This is a genomic window from Micromonospora phytophila (assembly GCF_023656545.1).
Taxonomy (GTDB): domain Bacteria; phylum Actinomycetota; class Actinomycetes; order Mycobacteriales; family Micromonosporaceae; genus Micromonospora; species Micromonospora phytophila.
Map to the genome: position 1 here is coordinate 15,098 of NZ_JAMOKF010000028.1, position 17,107 is coordinate 32,204.

14 protein-coding genes and 1 tRNA gene are annotated in these 17,107 nt (G+C 68.7%); 5 read left to right on the forward strand and 10 right to left on the reverse strand.

Annotated features, from left to right (window positions below):
• Window positions 1-285: 285 nt before the first annotated feature.
• From NCC78_RS06840 to NCC78_RS06850, 3 genes are read left to right on the forward strand one after another with little or no spacing between them, the layout of a single operon-like run.
• Window positions 286-1,740 (forward strand): MFS transporter, encoded by a 1,455-nt coding sequence (locus NCC78_RS06840; RefSeq protein WP_250792488.1) that lies wholly within the window; start codon window positions 286-288, stop codon window positions 1,738-1,740.
• A 41-nt stretch (window positions 1,741-1,781) separates the two neighbouring features.
• Window positions 1,782-2,060, forward strand: a complete 279-nt coding sequence (locus NCC78_RS06845; protein WP_250792513.1) for a hypothetical protein — start codon at window positions 1,782-1,784, stop codon at window positions 2,058-2,060.
• The gene (locus NCC78_RS06850) at window positions 1,946-2,374 is read left to right on the forward strand and encodes a GNAT family N-acetyltransferase (protein ID WP_250792490.1); all 429 of its coding nucleotides are present in this window, start codon (window positions 1,946-1,948) and stop codon (window positions 2,372-2,374) included. Before NCC78_RS06845 ends, NCC78_RS06850 begins: the two co-directional genes overlap by 115 nt.
• 102 nt (window positions 2,375-2,476) lie before the next feature.
• Here the strand turns inward: NCC78_RS06850 and NCC78_RS06855 are convergent, their stop codons facing one another.
• The 5 genes from NCC78_RS06855 to NCC78_RS06875 all read right to left on the reverse strand — a co-directional run bounded on the left by NCC78_RS06855 (window position 2,477) and on the right by NCC78_RS06875 (window position 6,905).
• Window positions 2,477-2,842, reverse strand: coding sequence for a DUF3592 domain-containing protein (locus NCC78_RS06855; RefSeq protein ID WP_250792492.1), 366 nt, complete (start codon window positions 2,840-2,842; stop codon window positions 2,477-2,479).
• A 636-nt stretch (window positions 2,843-3,478) separates the two neighbouring features.
• Window positions 3,479-3,700 (reverse strand): hypothetical protein, encoded by a 222-nt coding sequence (locus NCC78_RS06860; RefSeq protein WP_250792494.1) that lies wholly within the window; start codon window positions 3,698-3,700, stop codon window positions 3,479-3,481.
• A 542-nt stretch (window positions 3,701-4,242) separates the two neighbouring features.
• Window positions 4,243-4,941: a hypothetical protein gene (locus tag NCC78_RS06865; RefSeq protein WP_250792496.1), complete on the reverse strand. Its 699-nt coding sequence runs from the start codon at window positions 4,939-4,941 to the stop codon at window positions 4,243-4,245.
• Between the two features lie 237 nt (window positions 4,942-5,178).
• On the reverse strand, window positions 5,179-5,916 hold the full coding sequence (locus NCC78_RS06870) for an SMI1/KNR4 family protein (RefSeq protein ID WP_250792498.1): 738 nt from the start codon (window positions 5,914-5,916) through the stop codon (window positions 5,179-5,181).
• A 602-nt stretch (window positions 5,917-6,518) separates the two neighbouring features.
• Window positions 6,519-6,905 (reverse strand): DoxX family protein, encoded by a 387-nt coding sequence (locus tag NCC78_RS06875; RefSeq protein ID WP_250792500.1) that lies wholly within the window; start codon window positions 6,903-6,905, stop codon window positions 6,519-6,521.
• 411 nt (window positions 6,906-7,316) lie between these two features.
• Here NCC78_RS06875 and NCC78_RS06880 point away from each other — a divergent pair, with 411 nt between their 5' ends.
• On the forward strand, window positions 7,317-7,808 hold the full coding sequence (locus NCC78_RS06880) for an arginase family protein (RefSeq protein WP_250792501.1): 492 nt from the start codon (window positions 7,317-7,319) through the stop codon (window positions 7,806-7,808).
• A 310-nt stretch (window positions 7,809-8,118) separates the two neighbouring features.
• Here NCC78_RS06880 and NCC78_RS06885 read toward each other — a convergent pair whose 3' ends face one another.
• From NCC78_RS06885 to NCC78_RS06895, 3 genes are all read right to left on the reverse strand, one after another.
• Window positions 8,119-10,278 (reverse strand): TerD family protein, encoded by a 2,160-nt coding sequence (locus tag NCC78_RS06885; RefSeq protein WP_250792503.1) that lies wholly within the window; start codon window positions 10,276-10,278, stop codon window positions 8,119-8,121.
• A gap of 54 nt (window positions 10,279-10,332) precedes the next feature.
• Window positions 10,333-10,461, reverse strand: a tRNA-OTHER gene (locus NCC78_RS06890).
• Between the two features lie 487 nt (window positions 10,462-10,948).
• The gene (locus NCC78_RS06895) at window positions 10,949-11,890 is read right to left on the reverse strand and encodes an RNA polymerase sigma-70 factor (protein WP_250792504.1); all 942 of its coding nucleotides are present in this window, start codon (window positions 11,888-11,890) and stop codon (window positions 10,949-10,951) included.
• A gap of 558 nt (window positions 11,891-12,448) precedes the next feature.
• Here NCC78_RS06895 and aceE point away from each other — a divergent pair.
• A complete protein-coding gene (gene aceE / locus NCC78_RS06900) occupies window positions 12,449-15,133 on the forward strand; it encodes a pyruvate dehydrogenase (acetyl-transferring), homodimeric type (protein WP_250792506.1) in 2,685 nt (894 codons plus the stop codon).
• Window positions 15,134-15,283: 150 nt separating this feature from the next.
• Here aceE and NCC78_RS06905 read toward each other — a convergent pair whose 3' ends face one another.
• Both NCC78_RS06905 and NCC78_RS06910 read right to left on the reverse strand, forming a co-directional pair.
• Window positions 15,284-16,639: a metallophosphoesterase gene (locus NCC78_RS06905; RefSeq protein ID WP_250792508.1), complete on the reverse strand. Its 1,356-nt coding sequence runs from the start codon at window positions 16,637-16,639 to the stop codon at window positions 15,284-15,286.
• Between the two features lie 268 nt (window positions 16,640-16,907).
• On the reverse strand, window positions 16,908-17,107 hold a 200-nt coding region (locus tag NCC78_RS06910; protein WP_250792511.1), incomplete at its 5' end, for a hypothetical protein.

Sequence of the window (17,107 nt, forward strand, 5' to 3'; positions counted from 1 at the left end):
CTGACGGGAAACAAGACTCCTGAAGATCTCGGGGCTCCGCCCCGAATCCCGACAATCCTTAGAGGTCAGCGGGCGGATCCCCTCGCCGAGCACCACACGGGCTACCAGCCTCTCCGGACCGGGACAGGGTCGTACGTCCGGTAGGGCGCTCCACCTTGCCCCGTCCGGGGGAGGCTGGACGGTCTACGACTGCCCGACGAGAGATCCGCTTTGACCCGGACACCCGTTGCCTACGGTGATGATCGTGAGCGCTGACACTCGCCATATTGACCTCAACCCGGGTTGATGTTCGAGAGTACGCCGATGATCCTGTCTCATCGCCTAATGCCGGAGGGCTACCGCACCGTCCTGGGCTATCCTGGCTTCCGGCGGCTGTCGACTGCCGCGCTCATCTCCTTCCTCGGCGACGGCCTGGCGGTGGTGGCGCTGGCGTGGGTGGCGCTCACGCTCTCACCACCCGGCAGGGAAGGGCTCGTTATCGGGGCGGCCGTTGCGGCGTACACCCTTCCCGCCGCGGCCGGCGCGGTCCTGCTCGCGCCGTGGCTAAGTCGCGTCGACGCCCGGAGGCTGGTGAGCTTAAACGCGACCCTGCGCGCCGTGGCCTTGGGTGCCGTCACGGCCCTCCACCTCGCGGGCAAGCTCGACGTGGCCGGCTACGTCACGCTCCTGGCTATCTCATCCGTCCTGGCCGCTTGGGGGAACGCAGGCATCTACACCCTGGTCAGCCGGATGTTCACCGTGGAGCGACGCCTGCCCGCCAACTCACTGCTGAGCACCGCCCAACAGGTCAGTGTCATCATCGGCCCCGCCTTGGCGGGCATCCTCGTCGCGAATGTCCACGCCGCCGTTGTGCTTGGCGTCGACGCGCTCACATTCGCCTTCCTCGGATTTCAGGTGCTCCGCGTCCGCACCCCACCAGCGGAAGCGGCACCCCGACGGCCCCAGTTATCCGCCGGCTTCCGGCTCCTCGCCCGGCGCCCGCACCTCGCCGGACTGCTCGGCGTCACCGCGGCCTTCTTTTTCCTCTACGGCCCCGTCGAGGTGGCGCTCCCGATCTACATCACTGGCGAACTGCGCGGGTCAGCGGGTCTGCTCGGCACGTTTTGGACGGTCTTCGGGGTCGGCGCCGTCCTCGGCGGCCTGCTCGGCGGGGCCCTGCGCGTCACCCGGCAGTGGCCGTTCGTCGTCGCCGTCGTCGCCGGCTGGGGCGCCGTGCTGGTCCCGTTCGGCTTCCTCGACGCGGCGGCGCCCGCCCTGTTGCTCTTCGCATTCGGCGGCTTCGTCTATGGACCGTTCGTCGCCTTCAGCCTCGCCCTGTTCCAGAACGCTACCGACCCGGACGACCTGCCCGCGGTCCTGGCGGCGCGGGGCGCGATCACGACGGGCGTGGCGCCCATCGGCGCTGCGGTGGGCGGTCCGCTCGTCGAAATGGTAGGTGCCGGCGGCGCGCTGCTTGCCTCTGGCGCCGCCACGGTGGCCCTCGCAGGCATCACGGCTCTCGTTCTGCTCGCTGTCCGCCGTGCCCGTCACCGGCCTCTACTACGTCCGCAACCCGGAGAAGCTGACTCGCGTCGAATCCGAGACTCCGCTCACCCTGCGATGAATACCGGTGGCGGAATAGCCGCGGCTGACCAGGCACCGCGTCTGGCTTCACGCCCGAAGAGCCCCGGGAAGGGGCTCTGTAGCAGACAGCATCACCGAACAGCTGAGCTCCGCCACAACGAGAATCGCATTTCATGATCCACCATATACGCCGCATAGCCGCCGGGGAATGGCGGCAGTTGAGGGCCATCCGGCTGGAGGCACTCCAGGACTCACCGACCGCGTTCAGCACGCCACTCGCCGAGGCGACCGCCTTCAGCGATGCCGTCTGGCAGCAGGAGGCGGCCCGCGAAACCGGCTCCGCCTCGTCAGCGACATTCGTCGCCACCGCCGAGGCGGGCGATTGGGTCGGGATGGCTGCCGCCGCGCCGCTTGCCGAAGTTCCGGCCACGCCCACGTCTACGCGGTCTACGTCAGCCCGGCGCACCGCGGCCCGGCTGGACCCGCCGCTGCGCTGATGGCTGCGGCGATCCGCTTCGCCCGCGATCACACCGACGCCGGATGGCTGACCCTGGGCGTCCACGAGGACAATCCCCGGGCCCGGGGGTTCTACCGCAAGCTCGGGTTCGCCGAGACCGGCAAGGCGATACCGTATGCCCTGAACCCGTCGCAGAAAGTGCACATCATGGGCTACCAGGACTTCGGCAGCGCGCGGAGACGACCGAGTCCCATCACCCGCAGCGGTTCCAGCGCCCGCCGCCGACCCCGACGGTCGAACCCGCCCCCGGTGACAGCAGCGGATGACAGCCGGGGCCAAGTCGTTCGTCCGTAGGGCGCTCCACCTTGTCCCCGCCCGGGGAGGCTGGACGGTCTGCGACTGCCCGACGAGGAGATCCGCTAACCAGCCGAGACCAATGCGGTCCGAATGACGAGTTCAGCCGCCCAGCGCGAAGGCAACTGCAATGGCTATGAGGATCGCGGTGACGGCTATGACCCCGATGGTCTTGACAATGAGCATGATGACGCCCTCGGACATGACTGCCACTTCGGGGTTTCCTGGAAGGTAACGCACCAGGAAGTCCTGCCCGACTTCGGCGTCCGGGGCAATGTGGCCGGTGATCGTGTGCGTGCCCTGCGGGGATGAGTACATGACGCTGCCCCTCGTGACCGGGCCATAACGACCGACCGACCGCCTAACGCTGGTAACCCTGCCGTTAACGGTCTGACCGGAGAGCCGCAGCCGCCACTCCCGTACGGTGGTTCTGCCCTCGGTCAAGTAGAAGAGGACGAAGATCGCCACCCACAGGATCGGAAGTACCCATTCCACGGCCACACCCCAATCAGACAGCACAGGAGGGCCGTGATCGTAACTGCAACGCGCCAGACCACCACGGTCGGTTGAGAGGCGACGGGGTCGGGCGGACACGGGCTGACTCCTCGGCGTGTAACCCGGGCACGCAGAAGGCCCCCGGCGAGGTGCCAAGGGCCTGTGCGGGCGAGGCGGCTATCAGGCGACGCGGCGAGCGCGACGAGCATCGAGCGAGACGACCTCGGCGCGGCCGGTGGTCGTCGTCGGCCTGGTCGTCTTCGACCTGGTCGCCCTCGTCGATTGTCGACGTGCCCCGGGTGACGTGACCCCGCTTGACCCCAGTGAGGTGCAACCGAGCGCCCTCACGAGAACATCGGCGCAGACCTGCCATCGAGGCGAGTGGGTGACGGGCGAACCTTGGACCCTCCTACGGATCAAAGGGCCCACTGCGGCAGTCCTCATCCCGTCCTCATGAGACCGAACGTCGCCCACTGACATTGAGAGATGCCGAGAGCAGTTTTGGCAGGCCAAATGCCCTGGTGCCAGGTAGGCCAGGGTGGGCAACTTGATCTCGTAATGCGTAGGTCGACGGTTCGATTCCGTCAGGCCGCTCGGTACAGAAGCAGGTCAACGCCTGGGCTTCGCCGTTTCCCGAGGTCGGCCACGCTGCCGCCGGCCGTGGCAGTCCGCAAATAGTCCGCATCCGGCGCCCGCGACCACCTCGTCCAGCCGGTTGGCAACGGCGTCCAGGTCGGCACCGAACAGCCCCGCGTACGCGTCCAGCGTCATCGACGCCGAGGCCTGCCCGAGCATCCGCTGCACCGCCTTGACGTTGGCACCGGCTGCCACAGCCAGACTCGCCGCCGTGTGCCGAAGATCGTGGGGAGTCAGCCCGGCCAGCCCGACCGACGCTGCCGCTGGGGGCGAAGACCCGCGACCGGAAGTTGGTGTTGCGCAGTGGTCCGCCGTTCGGCGCGGTGAATACCAGCGCGTCCCGGCGCTTAGCGGCGACGTGCGCGGCCAGTTCGTCGACGAGGAAGCGCGGGATGGGCACTGACCGGCGCTGGTGGTTCTTCGGCGTCCCCTCGACCAGTTCCCCGCCGACTTCGGGGAAGGCGACCGCCACGGTCACCCGACGCCGCAGCAGATCCAGCCGCGACACCCGCAGCGCGGATGCCTCACCCCATCGCAGCCCGGTGTAGGCCAGGAACCGCACGAGCAGCCCGTACCGCCCGCACGCATCCGCGAGCCTCACTCATGTGCGACAGGTCTCGGTCGTCTAGGCGACGTCTCGTAACTCCACCCGGACAATGCATCCGGTCCTCCTGCACTCGCTATATGGAGCGGTCCTTGCGGTTGGAGGGCGACGGCGCGTACACCGCCTGGCGAGGTCAGGACTGACGGAGGCGCCGCTTGCGCCGTCGCCGCCGGGCTCGACGGCCGGTCTCGGAAGTCTCGCGAGGACGGCGCACCACGGGCCTCGCCCTCAGCGGTCGTCCAGCGAGCATGCAGGCCGCGGCGGTCATGGTGAAGACCACGAGCCAGATGGGCACCGCGACCGAACCATCGACGTCGTCCGGCAGTCGGGGATCGACCAGGCCCTCCGGATCCCGTATCACCGTGACCCGCGCGCCGACCTCGCCTTCGGGATTGTGGTTCGCGCCGATCTCCGCGCCCGGCCACGCGCCCAGCTCGCCGGGAATGCGTGTCCCCTCCGCATCCGCCAGTGCGTAGAAGAGGTGGCGCCCCTTCTCGGTACCGTCGCGTACCTGCGTCACGGTGGCCTCGACCCGCTCGCCGCGCGCTTCGAGGACGGCGGTGTAAAAACCCATCGCGCTGGCGAACATGAGCAGCCCGGACAGGAGCCACGCCAGACACAGCATGCCCATCCGGGGAGGTTGTGCGGGGGCGGTCACGAGCACCGCCGCCATCAAGGCGAGGCACCACACGATCGTGCCCGGCACGGCCGCCACGTCGACCCGGATCCACGTGGTCGCGCCCAGTGCGCCGCCGAGTCCCGACACGGCGGTCATCACGGCCAGATACTCCGCACCGCGCTGATTCATCAGTCGGAGATCACGAAGCGACACGAGCCGGAGTGTAGAGCGCCGGTGCAACGCTATGCGGCGCGCGCGATCCGGTTCGTCGGCCGCTCCGGTGGTGCAGTGATCTGAGGTTCGCGGTGAGTTACGAGACATCCCTTAGGTAGCAGCTGGCCGGCCATAAACGCCCTGTCATAGCCGATGAGAGGGCATTCGCTGCTTCAGGATCACGCAGGCGGTCGGCGGCGCACTCGGCCGTGAGGACAGCTGTACAGGGGGCCGTCATCAGGGGTATGGACTGCGAGCTTGAAGGTTTTGCAGCCATGCCGGACGCACCCCCCAAGAGTCCGACGGTGTGCTGCCCCATTCGCACGCCGGTCCCACGAAGCGATCGATCTCTAGAGGCGAGTTGTCAGGATCAGCCGCGAACAGTTCCAGATCCTCGGCGTAGCGGACAAGCAGCTGCGTCCAGGACGGAGCCAGCACGTCCCACGAAGCGCATTCGACATCGACCCGAACCACCTGTCCGGGCATTCCCCCCGGTGCCGGATCAAAGTCGAGCAGCCACTGCACGTCGCCGTTCATGTCGCCCACGATCACTGCGCCCGGCGAACCGATGATCGGTCGCACCGGTCCGTTCAGGCAGAGATGTTCGCCTCGGTCGACCAGGTATGCCCAGACCTGAGGATCGTCCCAGTCCGGCTCCGGATGATAGTTGTCGCGCCACATCCGGGTCATCTCGATGATCTTGTTGGTGTCGCAGAGGTAATCCAGCGGTACCGGGCTGGGCTCAGGGGGCGGCAGTGTCGGGCCAGGGTCGGTTCCGTTGTGAATGCGGAGACTAGCGCGGAAATCCTGCGGCAGTGGTACGGCCAAGGCGGCCTCCACCGCATCGATTGCCTGTACCGCGGCCGCCGTATTGAGCTGCCGTAGGGAAGCCGGCAGGACGCGACTCAGGCCAGCCTCGATCCGCGCCCACGCCTCGGCAACGCGCTTGTCGACGTCGGCTCCATTGTCAGTCACGACGCAGACTCTAGACATCGCCACCGCAGGCGCGACTTACTCATCTCCCGCCGTCAACGAGGGTCGACCGTCACGGATGGCTGCCGACCATGACGCGCGTTGGCGTCCTCCGTGGCCATCCAGTCGCGAGCGCGGTCCATTCGCTCGGCCGTGTTGGGGATTCCATCAGCGGCGCACTGTTCGTAGGGCAGCCTGACAGCAGCCGGTCGATTACCAAGCGCCGAGCGAGGGCGAGATCCTCACAGAGGACAAGATGATGCAGCTCAACCCACTGGACGGACCTCCTGTCACTCGGGTCTGTGCGACCACCCCTAGAGCAGCCGTGCGTAATCGCAATCACTGACTGTGAGGATGGGATGACGTGGAACGGCCCAGTGCGGCGGGGTGCGCCCTGGGCCGTTGGGTGCGGTCGGTCGTTCGGGTGCGACAGGGCGTCCGTCGCGTTCGGCGATGCCGGTGTCCTTGCGGAGGACGTGTAGCGAAGTCGCCCGACGGTGCGCTCGCAGAACGCAAAGTACTCGACCGGGTCGCTGCGGTGGCATGGGCGTCGAAGAGCCCCGGCGAGGCGCGCCCTTCGGGGCGGAGCCAGACGCCGCACCCAGTCAGCCGATGAAGGACTCGGGGCCGAAGCGCCCCCACGCCACGAAGCCGGCCAGGGCGAGATAGACCAGGTCCACCACCATGAACTTGAACTCGTGACGCCGGATGCGGGTGATCGCCGCACCAACCATGATCATCACCAGACCGAGGGCAGCCAGCGGCACCAGAACCGGCGCGATGTCGACCGCGGCCGGCAGAATCAGACCCACCGCGGCCAGGACCTCGAGGGCTCCGATGGCCTTCACGGTGCCGGCACTGAAGTCTTCGACCCATTTCGCACTAGGCCCAAACGCGGCGATCTTCTCCTTCGGCATGATCAGCTTGCCGCCACCGCCGAACAGGTAGGCAGCGGCGAGCAGTCCGGCAACGATCCATAAAGCGAGGTTCATGCGGGTTTCTCCCTGAAGTTTTAGGCGACTCTCGTCTTGAAGCGGAAGTGGCGATGGGGTCCCAAACCGCTTCGGGCTTACCGTTCGGCCATGAGATGCCGACAATGCGACGCTTGTGACAGCGCAGCTGCGTGACGTGCGCCACGAACCAGCGCTGTCGCAAATCGGTGGGGCCCGGCGTCTTTGGTTGGGACAGGCCAACCACCGAGACAAAGCCATACATGAGCGAGGACGGCGGGCCGGGCCCTGCCACTGAAGTGTTCGTCGCGCACCGCAACCTGCTCTTCACGGTCGCCTACGATCCTTTGAAGACACTGCCTAGGCCCGGCGCTGGCACTGCGCCGCCGAGGGACCTAAGGTCTGGCATTCCTGGACGGACACGATGACTCGCCGCCGCGCTATCCGCCGACCGTGCCGGGCCGCTACACCGCTGCTGGACACGATCTCGGCCTGGCCACGGGACACGGCCCGGACCTGCTGACCGACCTCGATGGCCTGCGGCCCTACGTTGAGGAACGGCACGTCGTGCACATCGGGCTGCAGCGCGAATCCGGCGACGACCTGATCCGCACCGAGGACTTCGACGCTTCAGCCATCCGCAGCTACCCCATCGAGCAGATTCGCAGGCGCGACGCATCCACCACCGCCGCGCAAGCTCGCGCCGACCTCGACGCAATGTCGATCGGCGGCTTCTGGAACCACGTCGACGCCGACGTCCTGGACAAGACCGGCATGCCGGCGGTCGATTCCCGCAACCCCAACGGCCTGTCGTTCACCGACCTGTCGACGGTGCTGGCTGCCCTGCTGGCATCGCCTCGCGCGATCGGTATGCATGTGGCAATCTACGACCCCGAACGCGACCCCACCGGTTACGCCGCGACGGTGCTGGTCAACGCCTTTTAGGCCGCGAACGACCACCACTGATCATGCCCGCCCCCGGTGCTGGCAGCCGTGGGGACGCTCACTGCAGCAAGCGGAGTTGACGGAGGCATGGGACGAACGCGGGAGGCTGCACCTGCCGATGTGAGTGCGTCGTCGGGGCAGCGTGGCGCTGCTTCCCCGGTCAGATCGGAATGTGGCCGGAAATTCGTGTGGCTCGCCGGCGAAGGCCGAGGAGAGCGCGGGCGCTGAATACCAGATCCTCCGCTTGCGCGGAGGTTCCCGAATCGAACGGAATAGCAGGAAGCGCCCGCATGGCCTCGGCCGTCGCCGCTTACGCAGGGATCAACTCACTGAGTCGATCGAGAGTATATGCCTCCGAGCCATCCGGTAGGTCCTCAGGCGCCTCGATGCCGATGAACGTGATCGGCTCGTCTGGCAACCGGCCGTTCCACGTCATCACCTCGGCCCGCGCACGCCAACGGTCGACAAGGTAGGACACGGTGAGGTAACGCCGCTCCATCAGTGCTCGTACCCGGTCGGCCGTGGTGAACGTGTTCTCCTCCACCCGGTTGAATGACGGCGTACCCCGCAGGTACAGGTGCAGCCACACGGCCTGCCAGCCACGCTCGCTCTTGGCGAACACCATCGGCAGCGCGACCCGGCCCTGGCCGCGCAGGTGAGAGCGCGCCCGCACGGTCCGTGCGTCGAATGGGACGCCGCGCTTGTCCCGTGTGCGGGTCTGGTACCCGAACATCGACTCGGCGACCTCGTTGAACGACTCGCCCGCATAGATGTTGACCTGCGGAACCGCATAGTGCCCGGGGGCTGTCAGGGGCACGTCGATGAACTCGGTCGCACCGTTCGTCGCGTCGGTGACGTCGCCGGAATGCACCACGCCGTTGTGGTGGTAGTTCGTCCAAGACACCTGGCCTGCACTGTGGAACTCGTCATCGAGCAGCAGCACCGACAGGTCGTAGTCGGTGCGACGACTGGTCTGGCGCCAGTAGGTGAAGAAGCGCAGGAGCTCACCGGATATCAATGCCCGCGAGCCCCTCGGCAGGACCGCGAAACCGCTTTCGGTCGCCTTGCCGGACAGCGGCAGTGCGACGTCGAGCACCTCCGGGTCCACCACCAGCGGTCGTTGCGGCTCCGGCAGCCGGGCGCTGATCTCGGCGTCGAGCAGCGACGACAGCTCGGCCACCAGCTCGGCCGGCAGTGGTGGCCGCTCGTCGGGACCGACCCACGCGTTGCGCGAGCGGCTCGCGTACATCCGGGCGGACGCGGGCGTCAGCCGGTTGTCGACATGCTCGCGCAGCGAGAGGAGCACTCGGCCCGACGCCGAGCCGAGCGCGCCGGTGACTGCTTCGACCACGGCGGTTCGCTCCGACGCCGGTGCCAGCCGCAGCAGCCGGTCGGCGGATCGCAGGAGCAGGCCCGGCGCAGCCGACAGCACCGATGCTGCCGGACCGATGGCTCGGGCACGGATCGCTTCCTCCGCGCGGCCGGCGAGGTTGCGTACCCGCCGCTCGCCACGCGCGACCGCGAACACCTCCTGCGCGTGCGGCCACTGGTCGTACTCGTGCGGGTGCAGTCGTTCCCCGAGCCGCTTCCACCGCTCCGCGTAGCGCACGACATCACCGAGCTTGTCCGGGCTCGCACCGACGACCTTGTTCAGCGCGGCGAGCAGCATCCGCCGCTCCGGGCGCCGGAAGGCACGAAATCGCGTGGGTGTCACCAGCGAGGCGTCCCCGCCGGAGACCTGGCAGGCAAGGCGCAGCACGTCGGTCGTCGTGTCCACGCCGACCAGCGGCCGGCCGAGGACGAGCCGGATCCCGTTGAGCACGGCACGGTTCTCCCGTACCGGGATTTCGGCCGGCTGCGTGCCGTCCACGCAGGCGACCGCGAGCTCGCTGAGGATCGCGAGGTCCGCCTCGCCATGCGGCGTCGAGCTACCGGCCAGGGTCAGATACAGCCGCGCTGCCTCCACGTCGGCGGCGTCGCCGAGACGCAGCACGGTCACCCGGTCACCGGCTGCGGTGATCAGGTCGTCGTGCGCGGCCAACAGCTCGGCATAGGTGTGCTGGTAGGTCCCGTACGCCGGCAGGTCGAGCAGGTTCACCCCACCCGAGGCGATGGCGTCCCGCAGCTGCGCGTCGGTCGCCGTGCCCCCGCCGGTGAGTACGGCCGCCCGTAGCCGGTCCGTCCAGAACTCGATGGTGTCCGGCACGTCGTCCGGGAAGCCGATGAAATAGGCGTTGTGCTGGACATGGTCGCCTACCAGCTCGCGCACCGCCGAGACGACCGTGGCGGCGAGGTCCATCGCCGGCGCGGGGGCCAGGGTGCCGATGTGCTCCAGCAGAGCCCGCGACGCCGAGAACCCGACGTCGAGCAGCGCCGCGTCCAGTTGCCGGGCCACCGGCGTGCCATCGCCAGCCGCGCCATTGCTGGCCGGCACACGCAGTGTCTTCTGGATGATCAGCTTCTCGAGCACGTGGTCCTCCCTTCCGGTCGACTCCGGCAGTTGCGGCCGGCAGCCGCAGCACAGTGGGTCGCCGGGGACTCGAACCCCGAACCCTTCGATCCAACAAGGAGAAGGAAGCGCCCCCGTGACCGCACAGGCGGAGAGCGGACGCGCTACTCAGTCGAATGCTCTAGCCAGTTGAGCTAGCGACCCAGATGTCGATCATCGCACCGGCCGGGCCGACATGGCTATCCGGTTTCAAGGTCACTGCCGGACACGGCGGACATGGGAGTGCCGCTCCCCGGCGGTGACGGCAGTGCCACAAGCCCGTCAACCTGGAGGACTTCTACAGCTGAGGGCCGTTCCAGTCCGAAGCTGCCTTGAATAGCCATCGGCCGATGCGCCTCATGCCGCGAGGCGCGCGGTCGTGCTGGTCTGCCACAGAGCGCTCGTCGCCGAGGGTGACCGTAGGTGTCAGGTCGAGCGTCCGGCTCGCGGGGCGCTCGGGTCAATGGGCTGGTGCGGGGGCAAGGGGCGAGGCGGTAGAACCTGGCCCACTCCCCCGGCTACGAGCGGTCACCAATCGAGTCGCTGTTCGTGCAACCCAGGAGGAGCCTGTTGGGGTTCGAGTCACCTCGGCATCCAGCACCTCGAAACCAGACTTGACCTGGAGTGGTGGGCTTGGCGCAGCAGCCTGCCCTTACCTCGGGACTTCGCCTACGGGTCCTCCACTCGACCCAAGGGGCCGTTTATCCTGCTGAAGGTCAGATAGACCAAACCGGGCGAGTTTGGTCGGGTTGAGTACGATCAACACCCGTATGATCCCCTCGGGAGAGGCATCGATCGCGCACAGCGCGACGACGGATTCCGCCCGGCGGACGAGGACGGCTTCGTGCCCGTTGGACTCGACGACATCCAGCGAGACATCCATGCCGAACTTTGCCGCGAGGCCGACGATGTAACGGGCGACGTTGGTTCGGCCGGTGACCGGCACCCGGGCTGCGCTGACTATGCCGCCGCCGTCGGCGTAGGAGACGACATCTCTTGCGAGCAGTTTTTCCAGCTGGCCCAGGTCACCGGAGCGTGCGGCGGCGAGGAAGGCGTGGAGCAGGCGGCCGTGGTCGGCGGGGGCGACCGGTGCGTGCCGTTCTTCCGCGAGGTGCGTGCGGGCCCGGCGCCCGAGCTGCCGCGCGTTCGCCTCGGTGATGTCGAGGACCTCGGCGATCTGCCGGAAGGGGTAGTCGAAGGCCTCGCGTAGCACGTACACGGCGCGCTCGATCGGGTTCAGTCGTTGCAGGAGGAGTAGCAACGCAAGTCCGAGCGCTTCGCCCTGCTCGGCTCGGGTTGCCGGGTCGGCCGAGGTGTGGATGGGCTCGGGCAGCCACGGACCGACGTAGGATTCTCGACGGGCGCGAGCCGATGTCGCCGTGTTCAGGGCGAGCCGGGTGGTCGTGGTAACGAGAAATGCTGTTACGTCCCGTACCGCGCTCCGGTCCGTCTGCTGCCACCGCAGCCAGGTGTCTTGGACGATGTCCTGGGCGTCGTCGACGCTGCCGAGCATTCGGTAGGCGATGCCGAACAGTCGGGGCCGGACGGCGTCGAAGGCCGGCACGGCATCGGCTGAGGCCTCGCGGTTGGGCATGCCGCCTTTCCTCCCTCCCCTTTTGTCGCTTTCTGTCACCGTTGCCGGGTTCGGTGGTGCGCTTGATTCCAGTGCACGGTTGCGCGTCAGTGCCCGGCATACCCATTCCGTGATTCGAATCGCTGCGGCGGCAGTGCAGGCAGCCGGTCACGTCACGCGCGGGCAAGACGCGTCACAGCTTCGGCCGGCCGTTCAGGGGGTCGGGTGGCAGGCCCCGCCAGACCCACTCGGCGGCCGTCATCGGTCGGAGACGGTACGAAGCACAACGCTTCTCCTTGCCCGGGGCCGTTGCTCACCCGCAGCCAGGACCGCACGGCACGCCGTTGGTGACAGGTTCTGGCCCGGCTCGGTTGTCACGAATCCCTGGGTCACCTGGTCCTTGATGGTGGACCGGCGCGGCAGCTAACAACGTCACTTCGCTGGTAGCTGCTGACGGGAGCAGACATGAGGGCAGTCATTGGCCCGAGCTGTTCCGGTCCGCAGGTTTCCTGTCTCACCGTCTCGACCTTTCGCCCGCGGACGAAAGGTCCGGAACCGTTGGAAGGAAGGCGGCCCACCATGACCGGCATCGAGCGAGAGCAGTCAAGCGCACTCGATCAAATCCCGGACCGCGACCCCGAGGAAACCGCCGAGTGGGCCGCCTCACTCGACGCCGTCACCGCGGCGGCCGGGCCGCACCGCGCCTCGTACCTCATGCGCCGCACTCTCGAACACGCCGAGGGCTCCGGCCTCTCGCTGCCGAAGCTGCTGGAGACCGAATACCTCAACACCGTCCCGACCGCCGCCGAGCCGCAGTTCCCCGGCGACGAGGAGATGGAACGGCGCATCACCGCCTGGAACCGCTGGAACGCCGCCGCGATGGTGACCCGCGGCAGCCGCTACGGGCTGGGCGGCCACATCGCCACCTACGCCTCCGCCGCCTGGCTCTACGAGACCGGCTTCCAGCACTTCTTCCGCGGCAAGGAGGCCGACGGCTCCGGCGACCAGCTCTACCTCCAGGGCCATGCCGCCCCCGGCATCTACGCCCGTGCCTTCCTGGAGGGACGGCTCACCGAGGGCCACCTCGACCGGTTCCGGCAGGAGGCGGGCGGCGACGGCCTCCCCTCCTACCCGCACCCGCGCCGGCTGCCGTGGCTGTGGGAATTCCCCACCGTGTCGATGGGCCTGGGCCCGCTGTCGGCGATCTACCAGGCCCGGTTCAACCGCTACCTGCAGCACCGTGGCATCAAGGACACCTCCGCCTCCCGGGTGTGGGCGTTCCTCGGCGACGGCGAGATGGACGAGCCCGAGGCGACCGCCGCGCTCGCCCTGGCCGGTCGCGAGGGCCTGGACAACCTCACCTTCGTGATCAACTGCAATTTGCAGCGGCTCGATGGGCCGGTGCGCGCCAACTCCAAGATCGTCCAGGAGCTGGAGGCCCAGTTCCGCGCGGCGGGCTGGAACGTCGTCAAGTCGCTGTGGGGCTCGGCCTGGGACGACCTGTTCGCCCTCGACACCACGGGCGCGCTCGTACGCCGACTGCGCGAGGTCCCCGACGGGCAGTTCCAGACGTACGCCGCCCGGGACGTCAGCTACATCCGCGAGCACTTCTTCGGCGCCGACCCGGCGCTCGCCGAGATGGCGAAGGTGCTGACCGAGGCGAAGATCACCGAGTGCTTCCACACCTCCCGGGCGGGCCATGAACCCCGCAAGGTGTACGCCGCCTACCGCGCCGCCGTCGAGCACCGGGGCGCGCCGACCGTGATCCTCGCCCAGACCGTCAAGGGGTACACGCTCGGCCCCAACTTCGAGTCGCGCAACGCCAACCACCAGATGAAGAAGCTGACCGGCAACGAGTTCCGCGCGCTGCGCGACCTGCTCGAACTCCCCATCCCGGACAGCGAGCTCAACGGCGACGTGGTGCCGTACGCCCACCCCGGTGCCGACTCGCCGGAGGTCCGTTACCTGCACGAGCGCCGGGCCGCGCTGGGTGGCCCCGCCCCGGCCCGCAGGGTCCACCCGGTGGTGCTGCCCGCGCCGCCCGCCAAGCCCTTCGAAGCCCTGGCCAAGGGGTCCGGTACTCAGGAGATCGCGACGACCATGGCCTTCGTCCGCCTGGTCAAGGATCTGCTGCGGGACCCCGAGACCGGCAGGCGTTGGGTGCCGATCGTCCCGGACGAGGCGCGTACCTTCGGCATGGAGTCGCTCTTCCCCACCGCCGGGATCTACTCGCCGCGCGGCCAGACCTACGACCCGGTCGACCGCGACACGCTCCTGTACTACAAGGAGGCCAGCGACGGGCAGATCCTGAACGAGGGCATCACCGAGGCCGGCTCGATGGCCGACTTCACCGCCGCGGCCACGTCGTACGCCACCCACGGCGAGCCGATGATCCCCTTCTACATCTTCTATTCGATGTTCGGCTGGCAGCGGACGGCCGACCAGATGTGGGCGCTCGCCGACCAGCTCGGCCGCGGCTTCCTCATCGGCGCCACCGCCGGCCGTACGACGATGACCGGCGAGGGCCTGCAACACGCGGACGGCCACTCCCACCTCATCGCATCCACGAACCCCGCGGCGATCGCCTACGATCCGGCCTTCGCGTACGAGGTCGCCGTGATCGTCCGCGACGGTCTGCGCCGGATGTACGGGCCGGACGCCGAGGACGTCTTCTACTACCTGACGGTCTACAACGAGGCGAAGATCCAACCTCCCATGCCCTCGGGTGCGGACATCGAAGAGGGCATCCTCAAGGGCCTCTACCGGTTCCGGGAGGCCGACGCCCATCAGGTGGCGGCGGATGCCCCACGTCTGCAGCTCCTCGCCTCCGGCACCGCCATCCACTGGGCCCTGGAGGCCCAGCGGCTCCTCGCCAGCGACTGGGGCGTGGCGGCCGACGTGTGGTCCGCCACCTCCTGGAGCGAGCTGCGCCGCGACGCCCTCGAGTGCGACGCGGCACAGCTCGAGGGCGAGGACCGGATCCCGTACGTCACCCGGGCGCTGGACGGCGCGCCCGGCCCGGTGCTCGCCGTGAGCGACTGGATGCGGGCCGTCCCGGACCAGATCAGCCAGTGGGTGCCGCAGGACTGGCACTCGATCGGCACGGACGGCTTCGGCCTCTCCGACACCCGCGAGGCCGCCCGCCGCCACTTCGGCGTCGACCCGCAGTCGGTCGTGGTCGCTGCGCTCGCGGCCCTGGCCCGGCACGGCGAGGTCAAGCCGGAAACCGTTCAGGAGGCCCGCAAGCGCTACGGACCTTTGTAGGCCGGTGTTGGCCGCTGCATGAGCACGCATCGGCCACGGCGGCCACTTCGTCACCCAGTCGTTCCCTGGTCGTCATGCGGAAAGAGCTGGTGCTGCCATGCTGCCACTCTGGACGACGACATCCTGACGAAATGTGGGGCGCTCTATGGGCTACGGCGTCACGATGAAGGGCGGTCGGAGTACGTCGTTGCTCGGGGTCAGGGCGGTCATGAGGTGCGGTGAGCCGTCGGCCCGCAGCCCAGAGACGGGTGTCAGCCGGGCCGTGTCGGCGTCGAGTTCCACCAGTAGGACGTGCGCCTGCATCGCCCAGGCCTCGGTGTGGGCGGCGTCGAAGTCGTGCGGTAGCTGTTCGCGTAGCTTGCCCCCTGCTCCGGAGACCACGTATGTGCGGCCATGGGCGCGGGTGAGTTGGAAGTTGTGCTCGTGTCCGGAGAGCACGAGCCGGACGCCCCCTGCGGCGAAAAGCGGGTCGAGCACCTGGAGGATCTCCGGGTCGTTGCCGTGCTCGGGACCGGCGCAGTACGCCGGGTGGTGCGAGAACGGGATCCGCCACCGCGGCGCCTGACGCGCGAAGGTCTCCTCCAGCCACCGCAGGTGCTTGGCGTCCTCGAAGAAGCGGTGGACGTGCTCGTCCGGGGTCGCCAGGGAGGTGTCGATGCAGACGAACTCGACATCGGCGCCGTACCGGAACCGGTAGAACAGGCCAGGGCTGACCGAGGCGCGCGCGTCATCGTCACGGAACCGCTGGGCGGTGTGGAAGTTGTCCTCCATCTGGGCGCGGTCGTCGCTTCCCTCGGAGTCCGTCGTATCGTGGTTGCCGACCGCGGGGAACACCGGCACGCGGCTGATGACGTAGCGGTACGGCTGGTAGAAGCTGGAGTACCAGTCGTCGTCCTCCCCGCCGCTCTCGTTACCGATCCGGCCCTCCTCGCCGAGGTAGACGTTGTCGCCCAGGCTCAGGACCAGCCGAACCCCGCAGGCGGTGACGAGGTGTTCGAGCGCCTCGGCCACCCGGCGCTGGCGGCGGCTGGACTCGGAGTCCGCGCAGATGCCGACCCCGTAGTCGCCGATGGCGGCAAACGTCAGCCCGACGCGCGCCTCAGGATCGGGAGCCGTTCTCAGCCGCAGGTCGTAGCTGCGCCCGGCGGGCTTGAGGGAGTACCCGCCGGCGTCGTCCGGGGTCCAGTCCCACCGTTCGCCGGCGCCCCATTCCTCCCCGTCGATCAGCACCCGGTAGCGGTACTCAGTGTCCGGCTCCAACCCCTCGACCCACGCCCAGCAGCGCTGCGCGGTGGTCGCGCGGGCCACCACGGCACCCGCCATGTCTAGAACCTCGACCTGCGCCGCACCGTATGGCTCGGCTTCGGCGCCGATGCAGCCGCGGCGCCCGCCGGCCACCTCGGGCAGCCGCTCGTCGTCGACGATCCGCCAGCGGGTCCTGTCGCCGGTCGGCTCGAACCAGAACCCACCCCATGCGATCAGCGCCCGGTCGTGCGTAACGTCCACCAGGTGCAAGAACGGCTCGAGGTGAAGCCTCGGTTCATCCCGCCCGTTCACCTTGCAGAGCCTAACCCCGGCCGCCCAAGATCGTCCGGGAGCGCCGCTCCTACCTGGTCTGTGAGGCTCGGGCGGCCAGAGAAGGGGCCTACGCCGATGGCGAAGGCTGTTTGCCGCACGTCTGACAGCAAGTGCCATGTCGTGAGCTCAGGCGGCCAGCTCGACCGCGGTCGGCCGGGGTGCCCCGGCCGACCGGCAGTGGGGGCCAACCAGCGGGTCAGGCGGTCAGCGCGGTGGCGAGCCGGCGGGCCTCGGTCACCAGGCGGCTTCCGCCGCCGCGTGCCACCACGTCGGACAGCCCCGGCACCTCGATGCGTACCCCGGTCGCGCTGGCCATCTCGGCCGCCAGGGTGAGCAGGTCGGGCGTGCCGCGGGGCGGGGTCGGCGCGGTCAGCAGCGGCGGCAGCGCGGCGGCGA